This window comes from Paraglaciecola sp. G1-13, assembly GCF_055809255.1.
In genome coordinates, this window is sequence record NZ_CM147903.1 from 2,880,698 (window position 1) to 2,895,511 (window position 14,814).

Here is a 14,814-nt window from a genome sequence, read left to right on the forward strand (position 1 = left end):
GCTGTTATCTCGATTGCTAAAAAGGCTAAAATTACTCAACCTCGTTGGCGCTCCATACGTAATTCCACACTTCACTCACCTGAGTATCACCAAGGGTAAGAAACAGGCGCATATCTATCGCATTGTCGCTCTCAGGCATTAACTTAAATTGAGCGCGCCACGTCTTCTTGTCAGGCAGTTGAATCACTTCTAAATCTTTAAATGAGCCTGACGACAGAGATAATCGCGGCGTTAAACGAATTGAATCGGTCAAATGCGCAAACGCATCAGTACTAAAATCAATCATCATCTGACGCTCGCTTCGCTCTGGCGCGTTATCTTGACCCGGTAAGGCTGCCCAACTGTTAAATACTTGCGTCACCCTAGCGACTTCTTCGTGGTGAAGTGCTCCGTTTACTGTCTTTAAGGTGTAATCGAACTGACGCATTTCCCCTTTTTTGAAGGGTTTGGCCGGTACCCAGTAACTAACAATGTTGTCATTCGTTTCTGAGTTAGTGGGTATTTCAACCAGCTCTACTCTTCCTTTACCCCAATGGTTGTTGGGGGTTATCCACATACCAGGGCGTTGGTGATAGTGAGCTTCAGCATCTTGGTAGCTCTTAAAGTCTTGGTCTCGTTGCAGCAGCCCGAAGCCCTTAGGTTGGTCGTCTTGCAAAGAGGTAACCCGCAGATCTTTAGGGTTATTCAATGAGCGCCATATCCACTCGCCGCTTGATGTATGCATAGATAAACCATCAGAGTCGTGCACCTCAGGCCTGAAATCATCAAACTTACGCGTGTCATTTTCGCCACTGAGGTACATGCTGGTAAGTGGGGCAACACCTAATTTCTTGACGTCTTCACGAGCGAATATAACGCTTTGTACGTGCATGACAGAATCTAACCCGGGAACAAGTTCAAAACGATACGCCCCAGTCACTGATTTACTATCAAGCAAGGCAAAGAACACAAGTTTAGTGTCATGCTCTTTAGGCTCTAGCATCCAGAATTTGGTAAATGCTGGAAATTCTTCACCGCTTGCTTCCGCGGTGTCGATAGCGAGCCCTCGGGCTGAAATACCGAAAACTTGCCCAGGGCCTATCAAGCGAAAATAAGACGCACCTAAGAACACGGCTACTTCATCTTTGTAGTGATTAGTTTTTAATGGGTAATGCACTCTAAAACCAGCAAAACCTGCATCTTTAGGCACCAACCCTTTCAGGGCTGCAGCATCCTTTTCATAAATAAAGCGGTCTGTTTCAAACAACATGTTTTTAGTACCACTGTTGTCATCGACTATTTTGATGCCCACCGGTGAGCGGTATAAAAATCCTGGGTGGAACAATTGCATTTCAAATTTGGCTTTGTTTTTCCACTGGGCTTTTTCTGGATTGAAGCGAATCGCGCGGTACTGCTGATAATTCATCTCAGCTAATTCAGCTGGAAGATCTTGTTTAGGTGGCGCATATGACTGAGTAGCAAGGGATTTCGCTTGCTCTGTAACTAGTGAGAACACGCGTTCTTCGGTGGTTTTCTCTGCAGGTGACTCAACAGGATCAGCGGCCGCGTCTGAAGGCTTTGCTTCCTTGTCTTGTTTATCTTTCGCCTTGGTCTGAGTTTGCTTTATCGATTGCGTTTTTTTGCTATCAACAGGTGCTTGTTCTGGTGTCTGAACTTGGGTAGAAGCCCCCACACTGACAATTAAACACACTAAACCCACAAGACGTGACAGAGTACTCCTTTGACGAGATACCGCCTTGAGGCGTTGACGATTGACGGAATTCTGGGTTGTCATTTTATTTCTGGTCCCTTTACTGGTTTTGGCGTTTTACAATTCTGGGGTTGGTCGTCCCCAGTGATGAGCAGTTTTTACAATACTTGAACGTTTAACGCGTGAAATCGCTACGTCTCACCCGCAGATTGCAACTTTCGAACCACAAATTAAATATGTGCCAAACCCGCCGAACATTAGACTAAAGGATAAGCTATTAAGGACTCCCTCCTGTGCAAACCTGAGACGAAAAAACAGCTAAATGAATAAGGCAACGTAGTTGCACGGTTAGCACAATGCGGTGCCAGCGACTTACTTGGAACCCTTTAAAATTAAACCGCGTAGAAAAGACTAAGGCAGTATTGATACTAGAAAGTCCCGAGATTAATGTGAATTTTTAGCGGCAGCATGTCACTGTGAAAAGGAATAATGGCTTGCACGCAAAATTGGCGCCGCGCGCTCAAAAGTTTTTGCCCGTCGCAAATTAGTCTCACTTTCAAAGGTTGGCATTAGGCGCAACATTAATGAGCAGCAATTTTGTTGCTTATTACGGACAGTGGTGTACTGGTATGGATATAACCTATTAAAATTAATGGCTTACAAAATCAAAGGCGAGAATAACCTAGTCTGTATTGAGAAACAGCCGCGGTACTTTAATCTACTTCGTTGCCAAGTCTCAAAACAAGAAAATCCAGATAACCGTGGTATTTTTAACCCGCCATTGTAAATTTTACTTGTGGGACATATCTAAAAAGCAATTAGGGAGAATCGGTATAGGCTGAGGGGTTAAGTAGTGGGTCTAAGTAGTGGGTTAAGGATTGACGAACAAGGTATGGCAACATAAAAAAGCCGCAAAAACTGCGGCTATTTAAAATCATATGACTCTTAATTCACACAACATCCGGTACTGAGGCTAGTCAACTAAGCCCTTGGGCATCTCATCACGCATCTCGTTCCACAACTTACCGCTGGCGATACCGTACTTGCGAATAACTAACAACACGCTTTCGTAATCACCTTTTTCAGCAAGCGCGAGCAATTGCTGGTAGTAATCATGGGTTAGCGCCCGAGATTTCTCATTAGAGAAGTAGTAACCACCGATACGTGAATACAAACCTTTAAAGCCATTCATCATTAGAACGTAAACAGGGTTTCCAGATGCAAACGCCAAGTCATGATTTAATTGATAATCTTTAACAGCAAATGCAGTTCCGTCTTGCTCTACTTCTTTATATTGCTGCAGAATTTCAATGGTTTTTTCTTGGTTGTTGCGGATCGCCCCACGAATAAATACTGCACTTAAGTTAGTGCGCGCCGCCAACAGATGATCCACCAGTTCTGAAATCCCATCTTCGTCTAAACGAGCCAAGGTTTCTAATATGTTCAGACCTGAGGTTTCCCAGAAGTTATTCACTTTAGTCGGCTTACCATGTTGAATAGTCAACCAACCGTCTCGCGCTAAGCGCTGCAGTACTTCACGTAATGTTGTTCGAGTTACCCCAATTAATTCTGATAGTTCACGCTCTGCAGGAAGTATGGTACCGGGAGGGAAGCGACCGCTCCATATAGATTCAACTATATACTCTTCGGCAAATCCGGCTGGACTCTGTGCCTTATAAATCATTTCATTGCTCGCAAGGTTATCAATATTATTATGCTATTAACTGATTGTACCAGATGATATTTCTCGGGAACAATGAATCTTTAACAAGATGTTAAGTTATATACTGAGTGTCACATTCATCGAATAAACTTTAAAGCACCTTATTTTAAGTTAAATGTAGCTAAGCATGCGATTTACCTTGCATTTTTACGTTACAGAATTTAAAAAGTAGTTATAAAAGCTAGAAAAATTTAAAGGTTTGAATCTATGCAACAATCGACCATCGGCGCAGTTTATAGCAATTTCTTGGGTCAAGCCCCTGATTGGTATAAAAAATCTATTATCGCCTTCCTTATTTTTAACCCAATCCTATTTATGGCAGACCCGTACATAGCTGGCTGGGCGTTAGTATTAGAGTTTATTTTTACTCTTGCGATGGCGTTAAAATGCTATCCATTGCAACCCGGTGGCCTTCTGTTGATTGAAGCACTCTTTATCGGGATGACCTCCCCGGAACACATGAAGCATGAAATAGTCGTCAATATAGAGGTGGTTTTGCTGCTGGTCTTTATGGTGGCGGGGATCTATTTCATGAAAGACATGCTGTTGTTTATGTTCACTAAATTACTGCTCAAACTTAAAAACAAGATTGCCTTGTCGATGTCGTTTGTTGCAGCATCCGCTTTTTTGTCGGCCTTTTTAGATGCATTAACGGTTGTGGCGGTCATTATCGCTGTCGGCATGGGCTTTTATTCTATCTATCATAAAGTTGCCTCTGGTAAGGAGTTTCACTCTGATCACGACCACACCAGCGACGATCACGTTGACCACCCAAAGCGCCAAGATTTGGAAGATTTTCGGGCGTTTTTGCGTAACCTAATGATGCACGCTGCGGTAGGTACTGCATTGGGCGGCGTGATGACCATGGTTGGTGAGCCACAAAATTTAATTATTGCAGATAAAGCCAGCTGGAATTTTGGTGAATTTTTTGTGCGCATGTCGCCGGTCACTATTCCTGTATTTTTCGCCGGAATTGCCACCACTTTCGCCTTAGAGAAGTTTAAAATATTCAGTTATGGCGCTCAGTTACCTCAAGTTGTTCGCGATATTTTAACCGCTCACAGCCACCAGCAAGAAGCCACCCGTACCAAACAAGACAGTGCTAAATTGTGGATCCAAGGTTTCATCGGCATATGGCTTGTGATTGGATTGGCAGGCCACTTCGCTGCCGTAGGCTTAATTGGCTTATCTATTATCGTGTTGGCGACCTCCATGAATGGCATCATCGATGAGCACTCAATCGGTAAAGCATTCGAAGAGGCGCTGCCATTTACAGCCCTATTATGCGTGTTCTTTGGGGTTGTAGCAGTCATCATTGACCAAGGCCTATTCACGCCTGTTATCGACTGGGTGCTGACCTTCGAAGGCCGTTCACAATTAGTGATGTTCTACTTAGCCAACGGGGCGCTATCCATGGTCAGTGACAATGTGTTCGTTGGCTCTGTTTACATTACTGAGGTAGCTGCTGCACTTGAACATGGTCACATCACTCGCGATGAATTCGATATGCTAGCCGTTGCAATTAACACAGGTACAAACTTACCCAGTGTGGCAACGCCGAACGGGCAAGCTGCTTTCTTGTTCCTATTGACCTCTGCAATTGCACCGCTATTACGCTTGTCATACGGCACAATGGTGTACATGGCGCTACCCTACACCATTGTACTGACTATCGTTGGCCTAGCTGCAACATACTTCGGCTTGGGAGATTTAACCAACTGGCTGTATGATATGCATCTCATAGAGCACCACAGCGCGACCTTAGGCGCTGAACCCGCAGCGCACTAATCTAGTTTTGTTTAATAAAGCACCGCTGGATTGCGGTGCTTTTTTGTTTTAGTTATTTTTTAGTAATTTTACGAGTAGCGTCATGACCTTTATTTCAAATCTTGCTGACACCCGCCTTGCTTGGGGTCTGTTATTTTTATCGGCATTGGTATTAGTGGCGTATGCCCTATTTAGCCAGCATGCCATGGGGCTGCAGCCGTGCATTATGTGCATTTACCAGCGCACTGCCATCTTTGGAATTATGTTTGCCTGTGTACCCGTACTCGCCGCCAACAATATGCTAACGCGTTTATTTGCATTTGCTGTGTGGGGAATTTCCGCCATTTGGGGAGGACTGATAGCCTGGGAGCATTACGATATTCAAAATGCGGCCAACCCTTTCTTTGCGACCTGTGAAATTGTACCGAACTTTCCTTCATGGTTGCCACTACATGAATGGCTACCTAACTTGTTCGCAGCCACAGGTGACTGCGGCAATATTGATTGGGTATTTATGGATATGAGTATGCCCCAGTGGATGATGGTCGTGTTTGCGATTTATTCAACTATTTGGTTCGTGGTGCTTGCGTCTCGGCTCATAGGTAATCGCGCTATTTAACACATTAAAATGTTGCCTGGCCTAGCAATAGGTTTACATCAAAAAGGAGCTGCAGCTCCTTTTTTTTGCTCCTTAGAAACATCCCTGCCCCCGTGTGCACTAGAGACGCGTAAAACTTGTTTAGCATTCACAATAAAATTAAGCGCTAAACGGAGTCATTGACTTTCTTTACTCTTATAGCGTGACAACGCATTCTAGCCATCCCCATTAATCAGTGCTTTCGCTAAGTGAACACTTATTAACGTGAAATGGTATTAATTAAAGAGATCTAATTTATTCCACGCTCGTAAAACAAACGCATGATGACATGTTTAGTGAGGTTCTTATTTTGCGTTCAGCCTGCGTTGTTTTTCCAAATCAATTGTTTGAACACAATCCTTGTTTGAAGGGGCAAGGCCATAAAGTGTGGCTAGTCGAGGACGATTTGTTTTTCGGTGATAGTCAGTATCCCCAACGCTTTCATCAACAGAAACTGCAATTGCATATGGCATCTATGGACTATTATCATTCGACGTTAACGGCGCTAGGCCACGATTGTCATTACATCGCATATAAAGCTGAAGACCCCGCTATGAAGAGGCTGTTCAACGCACTAGGAGAGCAAAAAATTGAGCAGATCCACACGGTGGATCCTGTGGACTTCATACTGAAGAAGCGCTTAGAGCAATACGCTTACGAAGGTCATATTCAAATCACGTGGCATAAAAACCCAGGTTTTCTCAATACACAGCGTCAAAATAGTGCCTACCGTGACAGCAAAAAGCGCTGGTTTATGGCGGACTTTTACCGCCACCAGCGCACTCGCCTTAATATCTTGATGGACGGAGACAAACCCGTTTCCGGTCGATGGAGTTTCGATGAAGAAAATCGCAAAAAAATTCCGAAAAAAGAAATAGCAAACATTCCAGAAATTCAATTTTGTGCAAAGACTCAATACCACACCCAAGCCATCGAGCGCATTAATGCTGACTTTTCTGATCATCCAGGCAATGGCCAAACGATCATATATCCGGTCACGCATGAGGGCGCACAATTGTGGTTGACCGCCTTTTTTGAACAGCGTTTTAAATATTTTGGCCGATTTGAGGATGCCATAGTAGAAGGTCAAAATTGGCTTTATCACAGTGTCCTTACCCCTATGCTGAATATCGGGCTTTTGACGCCCAAACAAGTCATCAGCCGAGCGATACAATGTGCCGATGAGCACGAGGTGGACCTTGCGAGCCTCGAAGGCTTCGTTCGGCAAATCATAGGCTGGCGAGAGTTTATGCGCGCGACCTACAGTGACATTGGCGTATCAATGCGCACGCAGAATCACTGGCAACATAAGCGCAAAATACCCAGTGCATTCTACACCGGGGACACAGGCATTATCCCGCTAGACGATACCATCAAGCGGATATTACAAACGGGTTATTGCCATCACATTGAGCGGTTGATGGTATTAGGCGGCTTTTTCTTTTTATGCGAATTCGAGCCGGATGAAATCTATGGCTGGTTTATGGACATGTTTATTGACAGCTACGATTGGGTGATGGTGTCCAACGTGTACGCGATGAGCCAGCACGCAGATGGCGGACAAATCACCACCAAGCCCTATTTCAGTGGCTCTAATTACATCATTAAAATGAGTCACTACAAAAAAGGAGCTTGGTCGGATATATGGGATGCGCTGTACTGGCGGTGGATAATAAAAAACCACGCTGAACTAAAGAAAAACCATCGCTGGGCTATGATGTGCAGCCAAGTAGATAAGATGGAGAAGGATAAAAAAAACGCCTACCTGACAGAGGCTAACACGTATTTGTCTGGGTTATAGTGGTAAAACGACTGGCTAGTACTGCTAGCGATCAATTTTTTACACTTAAGCACACGCTCTCGGAAAAATCTAATGTCAACGAACCGAAGGGAAAGGAAAGGCAAGGCAGTGTAATAATCACGTTCTCGACGTTTCCCTTACGTGCATAAAATCAGTTAGTTAACCCTAACTTAATCCGTATCTTCCAGTGGCCATATGGCAATATAGTCTTCAAAATCTTCCAGTTCGACATCGTGATCAAATACGGTTTTGCCGCGTACCGACATACCCACTTTATGCATTTTGGCTTTTTTGCCTTTATTTAAAAGTGGATGCCATGACGGTAAACCGCGCCCCTCATGCAACCGGCGATAGCTGCAGCTGGTAGGCATGAAAAATATGTCGTCTATATTTTCTTTGCTCAGCTTGACACAATCCGGGACCAATATGGTGCGCTCGTCATAGCGGGTGCAATTGCAGGTTTTAGTGTTCAGCAAACCACATGCGATATTAGTGTAGTGGATCTGCTCACCACTGTTTATGTGCGCCGTAGGGGCAGCTGTTTCTGCTTCATCGTCATCAATAAACTTGTGCAGACAGCACTTGGCACATCCATCACAGATCGATTCCCATTGTGCTTCATTCATTTTTTCAAGTGGCGTATCAAGCCAAAATTTATCATTCATAATTATATAACAACCAGGCTATAGCCTTACTTTTTGATTCAAAATTTCTAATTGGCAAACCAAATTTCCTGCTGATATCAGCAATCAAGGCATGGGTATGACTAAGATCGACTTTAGGCAAAAGGCGTGCAACGCGCAACAAGCCCAACCAATCCTCGTCTCTCATTCTCAGCAGGATATCCATTAGGCGCACATTGTCGTATGACAGCTGTACCTCAGACAAATCCAATAAAATCCCTTTTAAATTGTGCACGTGAGCCAAATTTATCGCTTTCTTTATGACAATTTCCATCTTATCAACATGTTCTACATGACCCACCGCCTCTACAATCACCACTTTATTGGTTAAGTCTAAACGATGGTGTTGGGTGAAAATCATTATCTACTACTCTTATTAACTGCTTTTATTAAGTGCTCTTATTCACTGATGTATGCATGACCGTTATGCGGCGGTTACTTTGCGTTAAACAACGTGTGTCTGCACAGAAAAATGTTGTGATAAATTAACACTAATGTCGTCGCCCGCATTCAATGGTCCGACGCCCTTTGGTGTGCCTGTTAGTACAATATCGCCTGGCAGCAAGGTGAAAGTTTTTGTTATATTTTCCACCAAAGACAAGATGCTATGCATCATGTGAGTGCTATTACCTAGTTGCCTTACTGTATTATTGACCGTCAAACTAAACTCGATATTTCGTTCAATATCAATCTCCTGTGCAGGTACAAACAAAGACATCGGGCAGCTCGCATCAAAACTTTTCGCTCTCTCCCACGGCTGACCTTTAGCCTTAAGCCGGTCTTGTACATCACGTAGAGTCAGATCTAACCCTAAACCTACGCCGATTATGCTTTGTTTAGCCTGTTTTTCATCACAATGATTTAGGCGTTGCCCAATCAAAATAGCGATTTCAAGCTCGTTATGACAACTGCCTAAGCCTTTAGGGATAACAAGCGGCTCGGCTAGATCACACAGTGCGGTATTTGGCTTAATAAACAACAAAGGCTCGTTAGGTACTTCATTGTTTAACTCTTGAATATGTTCGAGGTAATTTCGCCCAACACACACCACTTTTCCAAGGGGCAAGTCGATTTTGCGACCATCGATAAATTGATGTTGATACATTTAACGCCCTTTCTTAATTCGATCAGACAAATACCCGACCGCCACACCGAAATAACTAGAACGATTCCAGCCCATTAGGGTGTGAAAATTATCATAAACCAAGTAAATGCGGCCTTTCTCACCATCAGGCATTATCAGCGAGGCCTTCACATTCACATTTGGCAAGGCACTTCCGTCGTATTTAGTCACGCCTTGCGCTTGCCAATCATCTAGGGTGCGCATTTTGCTTTTGTCTAAGCCAGCCAATGAAATATCAAAGCCATCATGCAATTTAACCTGACGGCCCCATGTTCCCTTGTCGCTCCAGCCTTCTGTCTTTAAAAAGTTGGCAATAGAGGCGAATACATCAGCAGGGTTATTCCAAATGTCCTTTTTACCGTCACCATCAAAATCATAGGCATAATGTAAAAACGACGTTGGCATAAACTGGCTCTGGCCCATTGCGCCTGCCCATGAGCCCAAGAATTCATCCTGCTTAATATGACCTTGACGTAAGATGTCCATTGCGGCGTATAGCTGTTTCTTAAACATCTCTTCACGGCGACCTTCATACGCCATAGTCGCCAGCGATGAAATCACTGGGTATTTACCCATAATTTTGCCGAAGTTACTTTCGTTGCCCCAAAGTGCCACGATAAACCGCGCTTGAACGCCGAACGTTTGCGCAACATCTTCAAGTACCGCGCGGTGTTTCGCGGATAAATCGAGCGCTTGCTGTACCTTCCAATCAGGTACACGTGTTGCTAAATAAGTATCCAGAGTGATTTTTCGTTCCGGCTGGTTTTTATCTGCTTTTACCACACGTTGTCGAAACGTCACGCCAGTAAAGACTGAGTCTAAAAACGTTTCATCGTATCCTTTGCTCAGGGCTTCTTGTTTGAAGCTTTTAATATACAGCTCAAAGCCCGCTTGGCTTTTCTGAGGTTCCCCGTGCAAGAATAGAGGCATTAGCGAACCACAGATAAGCATCATCACGAAAAAAACAAAGCGAGACATGCACTCTCCTTTTAGTAAAAATGAAATGGCAAAGTAGATGAATAAGGCTAGCCTCCCAAGTTATTAATCCTTTGGGGCTTGAGCGGCTAAATGTTGTTTCAGTAGATTTTCTTCAGGGGGTGGCAACTGCAAATAGAAGCCATTTTTGGTTAATTCATCACGCAGGGTTTGAATATCGACTTGCCCCAAAGTGCGATCTTTTTTGATAGGCATAATCATGATAAAACGCGGGGCGCCAAACATCTTCATCAAAGACTCTGGCACACGTGAAAAATCATCTCGCCCTGGCACATAAAGGTAGGTATCCGCTTTCTTGGAACTTTTATACACAGCGCACAGTAAATTAAGCATGGGTTGAGTCCTCACTGATTGATTGGGCTATATTTAAACCATCGACCTTCGCCAGTGCAGCCTGCAAATGCTCACCGCGCCAGCCCTCTAATAAGTCTGGCAACAAACCTTGCGCACGCGTATCGTCATCACGGAACCAACACCACTTTATCAACTGATTGATTTGCTTTTTTGAGCCTATAAGCTCAACCGGCACACCCAGTTTTTCTGCTGTTTGCACGCAGACTTGGCGCACTGCTGCAGCGACCTTCTTAAAGCGTGAAAAATCGACTAAGCGTTCGACTGGCTGGGGGTAAGCTGATTCATCCACATGCTCTGCGGCGGCTACGATATCAAGCATTGCTTGACCGTTAATACGAATTTCTTGAGGGGTTAATCCACTGATTTGATGCAGCGCGTTTTTACTTGCCGGAAGACGTTTCGCTACCTCCACCAAATTTGCTTCACGAACTACAAAGTTCAAGGCTAAATCACGCTGCTGCGCTTCTTTGGCCCTCCAAGCGGTTAATTGCTGTAACACATACAGGGATTTGCCGGTTACATGCCAGTTATTCTTTATATTTAAGTAGAGTAATTCGTAGGGAACTTGACTCAGCTTTTTGCGCGTTAAGTTTTCCATTTCGGCAAACACCCAAGCTTGGCGACCTTGAGCAAGCGTTTTATCACGCAACGTGGGATAAAGCTGAAACAAATACAACACATCATAAGCCGCGTATTGACACTGCTTAGGCGATAAAGGTCTGGCAAGCCAATCTGTGCGCGACTCTCCTTTATCGACCTGAATATCTAGCATCACCTCTACCAACTTAGCATACCCTAAAGACGGTCCCATGCCGGTAATAGCAGCAGCGAATTGACTATCAAAAATAGGACGAGGAACGATATCAAGCGCACAAATAAAGGTTTCGATGTCTTCTGAACACGAGTGCAACACTTTAACGATATTTTCGTCGGTCAAAATCGCTTTTAGCGCAGTGAAATCGCTTATTTCCAGTGGATCGATAAGCGCGATTTGCTGCCCATCGTAAATCTGAATTAAACCGAGTTGTGGATACAAAGTGCGTGTTCGCACAAACTCTGTATCTACGGCAATCGCTTGGGCTTTTGCCAGTTGAGCGCAGTATGCGTTCAACGCTTCATCTGTGGTAATTGAAATATATTGCACGTGTTTCCAAACAAATAAAAAAGCCAGCAAAAGCCGGCGTTTATCTACAAAACAATAGTGTTGGCCTCAGAGCCGCTATTATTTCTCGTCGCGAAGTTCTCTGCGGAGTATCTTACCAACATTCGATTTTGGAAGCTCGTCTCTGAACTCAACTTTTTTCGGAACTTTATATCCGGTTAAGTGTTTACGGCAATGTTCGATAACATCTTGCTCTGACAAACTGTCTTCACGGCGCACTGCGTAAAGTTTCACAACCTCACCGGACGCTTCATGGGGAATGCCCACGGCAGCTACTTCAACAATATGGTCATGCATCGCGGCAACTTCTTCGATTTCATTCGGGAAAACATTAAAGCCAGAGACTAAAATCATGTCTTTTTTGCGATCAACTATGTAGAAATATCCGTCTTCATCACAGCGGGCAATGTCCCCTGTAGCAAGCCAACCATCTTGCATGATCTCTTCAGTGGCTTCGGGTCGGTTTAAATACCCGACCATGACTTGTGGTCCTTTTACTAGCATCTCACCTGCTTCACCGGGCGCAACGTCAACGCCGTCATCATCCACTAAGCGAATATCAGTAGAGGGTAATGGCAAGCCAATAGAGCCGTTGTATTGCTCCAATTGCGGTGGGTTCACACTGACAATAGGACTACATTCGGTTAAACCATATCCTTCAAGTAGCACATGTCCAGTTAACTTGTACCAGCGTTCTGCGACTGAGCGTTGTACCGCCATACCACCGCCCAATGAGAATTTGACCTTTGAGAAATCAAGTTCGGTGAAACTTGGCGTATTAAGCAAACCATTAAATAGAGTGTTTACCCCAGTAAGCACAGTAAAGGGATACTTACCCAACTCGGATACAAACGCCGGCATGTCTCTGGGGTTGGTAATTAATAAGTTGGCACAGCCCAATTTTAAGAACAATAGGCAGTTCGCCTGCAAAGCAAAGATATGGTAAAGCGGTAATGCCGTGACCACTAGCTCTTCATTGGGCACCGTGACAGTATTTAAAATAGCAGATGCTTGCTCTAAGTTCGCCACCATATTCCTGTGACTCAACATAGCGCCTTTAGACACTCCAGTTGTGCCGCCAGTGTATTGCAAAAATGCGATGTCATCGCCAGTTAAGGTTGGGCGCTCATAACGTTTGCTCGCCCCTTCTTTCAACGCGTCCATAAAGTGTATGGCTGACGGTAAAGAAAAAGCAGGCACCATCTTCTTAACATGTTTCACCACGAGATTAGTCAGCCACTTTTTCGGAAAACCCAACATATCGCCAATTTGGGTCAACATGACCGTTTGAACTGGTGTGTCGTCTATTACTTCACTTAGGGTGCAAGCAAAATTTTCAACGATCACAATGGCTTTAGCGTCTGCATCATTAAGTTGATGTTTTAGTTCGCGCGCTGTGTATTGCGGATTCACATTTACCACGACCATACCCGCGCGTAGTACGCCGAATAAGGCAACTGGATATTGTAATAAATTAGGCATCATAATGGCGACAGCATCGCCCTTCTTTAACCCTGAATGCTGAAGATACGCTGCAAACTGCTTAGATTGCTGGTCTAGTTCTTTAAAGGTAATTGATTTACCTAGATTGATGTAGCTTACGCTATCAGCGTAAGTTGATACTGCTTGCTCTAAAATATCAACGATAGACGCATAACTATCAGGATTGATTTCATGAGGTACTCGAGCGTCATAACTCTTTAACCAGGATTTTTCCACATTGCCTCCTCGGCGCTACCTCGACCAAAGAAAAACGCCCAAGCGCGCCGGTCGACGATATTATACTACTTATTGCGCCGCATAATACCCAAAGCCCGTGTAAAGATAAACGCAGATCCCTACATATAATTAACATTTTACCTATAAATAGTTAATTTTCGCGAAGGAAGTGCAAAATATGCTCAGAAACTGATTGCGTATTATCCAAATGTGGATGATGTGAGCCCACAACGCTGAGTAATTTTGCATCTTTTAACAAGTTTATTCGTAATTCGGCGGTTTTCTTCATAATTTCGTAGCCGTTATCAGCAATGATTACAATGGTCGGACAAGTAATAGCTTTTAAAAACGCTTGCGCTTGGCCTTCGGTCAATCGTAATGAAGAAAATGTTCTCAGGCGCCTGTCAGTGGTGAATTCAAGTTTCCCCTCTACTTCACACAGATTTCGCTCAACCAATAAACGAGCGCACTCATCAGAAAAACCACCCGCGATCGCTCTTGCGCGGATCACGCTTTGCTTATTGCTCGGGTGCTTACCTTCACTTGCTGCACCTTTGAGCCGGCTTTCAATGGATTCGCGTAATTGCTCAGGACTGCTTTCACTGTCTTTAGTAACAGGCCCTAAAGATTCAATCGTAATATACTTACTCACTCTCTCGGGAAAGCAACTGGTGTACATTGAGCCGACAATTCCGCCCATAGAGTGCCCAAGTAAAATGAAATTATCCCAGCCTTGTGTTTCAACAACTTCATGCACATCGTAAACAAAATCCACCAAATGATAATGTGCATCTTTACTGCGATGATCGGATTTACCGTGACCAGCGAAATCCAGTGCAATGACATAATAATCCGATAAATATTCAGCCAGAGGTTCAAAGGTGGCGGCATTATCAAGCCAACCATGCAGGGCAACGATTAACGGTTTTGACGGGTCACCGAACGCTAGGCCGCGCAGCGTGATATTTCGTAAAGGAAATTCAACCTCACTCACATTGGCTTCTAGTGTACTTAATTGTTGTGAGCTTAGTTCTTGTGACCTTACTGCTGTCGTGCTCTTTTCTTGGGTGCTTTTTGCTTGCATAAATCTTCCATAAAAAACGGCTATCAAGAATACCTAATATTAAAAGGTATAACGTGAGTAGCCGTTTGCTCTGCT

Annotated in this window: 13 protein-coding genes; 3 read left to right on the forward strand and 10 right to left on the reverse strand. The window is 44.1% G+C overall.

Going from position 1 to position 14,814, the window contains the following annotated elements; all coding sequences use genetic code 11:
- Nucleotides 1–31 precede the first annotated feature (31 nt).
- Together AC0L6N_RS12095 and fadR are read right to left on the reverse strand one after the other, a co-directional pair.
- Nucleotides 32–1,774 (reverse strand): OpgD/OpgG family glucan biosynthesis protein, encoded by a 1,743-nt coding sequence (locus AC0L6N_RS12095; RefSeq protein WP_473474835.1) that lies wholly within the window; start codon nucleotides 1,772–1,774, stop codon nucleotides 32–34.
- Between the two features lie 889 nt (nucleotides 1,775–2,663).
- On the reverse strand, nucleotides 2,664–3,374 hold the full coding sequence (gene fadR, locus AC0L6N_RS12100) for a fatty acid metabolism transcriptional regulator FadR (protein ID WP_473474836.1): 711 nt from the start codon (nucleotides 3,372–3,374) through the stop codon (nucleotides 2,664–2,666).
- Between the two features lie 246 nt (nucleotides 3,375–3,620).
- On the opposite strand from fadR, the gene nhaB reads away from it, so the two are divergent.
- The 3 genes from nhaB to AC0L6N_RS12115 all read left to right on the forward strand — a co-directional run bounded on the left by nhaB (nucleotide 3,621) and on the right by AC0L6N_RS12115 (nucleotide 7,618).
- Nucleotides 3,621–5,201 carry a sodium/proton antiporter NhaB gene (gene nhaB / locus AC0L6N_RS12105; protein ID WP_473474837.1) on the forward strand — a complete coding sequence of 527 codons (1,581 nt, stop codon included), beginning with the start codon at nucleotides 3,621–3,623 and terminating at the stop codon, nucleotides 5,199–5,201.
- An 82-nt stretch (nucleotides 5,202–5,283) separates the two neighbouring features.
- On the forward strand, nucleotides 5,284–5,799 hold the full coding sequence (gene dsbB, locus AC0L6N_RS12110; protein WP_473474839.1) for a disulfide bond formation protein DsbB: 516 nt from the start codon (nucleotides 5,284–5,286) through the stop codon (nucleotides 5,797–5,799).
- A 307-nt stretch (nucleotides 5,800–6,106) separates the two neighbouring features.
- Nucleotides 6,107–7,618 carry a cryptochrome/photolyase family protein gene (locus AC0L6N_RS12115; RefSeq protein ID WP_473474841.1) on the forward strand — a complete coding sequence of 504 codons (1,512 nt, stop codon included), beginning with the start codon at nucleotides 6,107–6,109 and terminating at the stop codon, nucleotides 7,616–7,618.
- 170 nt (nucleotides 7,619–7,788) lie between these two features.
- Here AC0L6N_RS12115 and AC0L6N_RS12120 read toward each other — a convergent pair whose 3' ends face one another.
- From AC0L6N_RS12120 to AC0L6N_RS12155, 8 genes are all read right to left on the reverse strand, one after another.
- Nucleotides 7,789–8,283 (reverse strand): YcgN family cysteine cluster protein, encoded by a 495-nt coding sequence (locus tag AC0L6N_RS12120; RefSeq protein ID WP_011575567.1) that lies wholly within the window; start codon nucleotides 8,281–8,283, stop codon nucleotides 7,789–7,791.
- Complete coding sequence (locus AC0L6N_RS12125) at nucleotides 8,276–8,662, reverse strand: hypothetical protein (RefSeq protein ID WP_473474843.1); 387 nt, start codon at nucleotides 8,660–8,662, stop codon at nucleotides 8,276–8,278. The genes AC0L6N_RS12120 and AC0L6N_RS12125 overlap by 8 nt, the downstream gene beginning before the upstream one ends.
- An 84-nt stretch (nucleotides 8,663–8,746) precedes the next feature.
- Entirely contained in the window at nucleotides 8,747–9,406 is a 660-nt protein-coding gene (locus AC0L6N_RS12130; protein ID WP_473474845.1) for a fumarylacetoacetate hydrolase family protein, read from the reverse strand.
- Nucleotides 9,407–10,402, reverse strand: a complete 996-nt coding sequence (locus AC0L6N_RS12135) for a lytic murein transglycosylase (RefSeq protein WP_473474847.1) — start codon at nucleotides 10,400–10,402, stop codon at nucleotides 9,407–9,409.
- Between the two features lie 63 nt (nucleotides 10,403–10,465).
- Nucleotides 10,466–10,753, reverse strand: a complete 288-nt coding sequence (locus AC0L6N_RS12140) for a YcgL domain-containing protein (protein ID WP_473474848.1) — start codon at nucleotides 10,751–10,753, stop codon at nucleotides 10,466–10,468.
- Nucleotides 10,746–11,918, reverse strand: a complete 1,173-nt coding sequence (rnd, locus tag AC0L6N_RS12145) for a ribonuclease D (RefSeq protein ID WP_473474849.1) — start codon at nucleotides 11,916–11,918, stop codon at nucleotides 10,746–10,748. The genes AC0L6N_RS12140 and rnd overlap by 8 nt, the downstream gene beginning before the upstream one ends.
- 78 nt (nucleotides 11,919–11,996) lie before the next feature.
- The gene (gene fadD, locus AC0L6N_RS12150) at nucleotides 11,997–13,655 is read right to left on the reverse strand and encodes a long-chain-fatty-acid--CoA ligase FadD (RefSeq protein WP_473474851.1); all 1,659 of its coding nucleotides are present in this window, start codon (nucleotides 13,653–13,655) and stop codon (nucleotides 11,997–11,999) included.
- Between the two features lie 151 nt (nucleotides 13,656–13,806).
- Nucleotides 13,807–14,739 (reverse strand): alpha/beta fold hydrolase, encoded by a 933-nt coding sequence (locus tag AC0L6N_RS12155; RefSeq protein WP_473474853.1) that lies wholly within the window; start codon nucleotides 14,737–14,739, stop codon nucleotides 13,807–13,809.
- Between the last annotated feature and the right edge of the window lie 75 nt (nucleotides 14,740–14,814).

Bases quoted from the DNA above. Each gene is read 5' to 3' on its own strand.
- AC0L6N_RS12095 (WP_473474835.1), bottom strand. From the start codon at position 1,774: ATGACAACCCAGAATTCCGTCAATCGTCAACGCCTCAAGGCGGTATCT.
- fadR (WP_473474836.1), bottom strand. From the start codon at position 3,374: ATGATTTATAAGGCACAGAGTCCAGCCGGATTTGCCGAAGAGTATATA.
- nhaB (WP_473474837.1), top strand. From the start codon at position 3,621: ATGCAACAATCGACCATCGGCGCAGTTTATAGCAATTTCTTGGGTCAA.
- dsbB (WP_473474839.1), top strand. From the start codon at position 5,284: ATGACCTTTATTTCAAATCTTGCTGACACCCGCCTTGCTTGGGGTCTG.
- AC0L6N_RS12115 (WP_473474841.1), top strand. From the start codon at position 6,107: ATGTTTAGTGAGGTTCTTATTTTGCGTTCAGCCTGCGTTGTTTTTCCA.
- AC0L6N_RS12120 (WP_011575567.1), bottom strand. From the start codon at position 8,283: ATGAATGATAAATTTTGGCTTGATACGCCACTTGAAAAAATGAATGAA.
- AC0L6N_RS12125 (WP_473474843.1), bottom strand. From the start codon at position 8,662: ATGATTTTCACCCAACACCATCGTTTAGACTTAACCAATAAAGTGGTG.
- AC0L6N_RS12130 (WP_473474845.1), bottom strand. From the start codon at position 9,406: ATGTATCAACATCAATTTATCGATGGTCGCAAAATCGACTTGCCCCTT.
- AC0L6N_RS12135 (WP_473474847.1), bottom strand. From the start codon at position 10,402: ATGTCTCGCTTTGTTTTTTTCGTGATGATGCTTATCTGTGGTTCGCTA.
- AC0L6N_RS12140 (WP_473474848.1), bottom strand. From the start codon at position 10,753: ATGCTTAATTTACTGTGCGCTGTGTATAAAAGTTCCAAGAAAGCGGAT.
- AC0L6N_RS12155 (WP_473474853.1), bottom strand. From the start codon at position 14,739: ATGCAAGCAAAAAGCACCCAAGAAAAGAGCACGACAGCAGTAAGGTCA.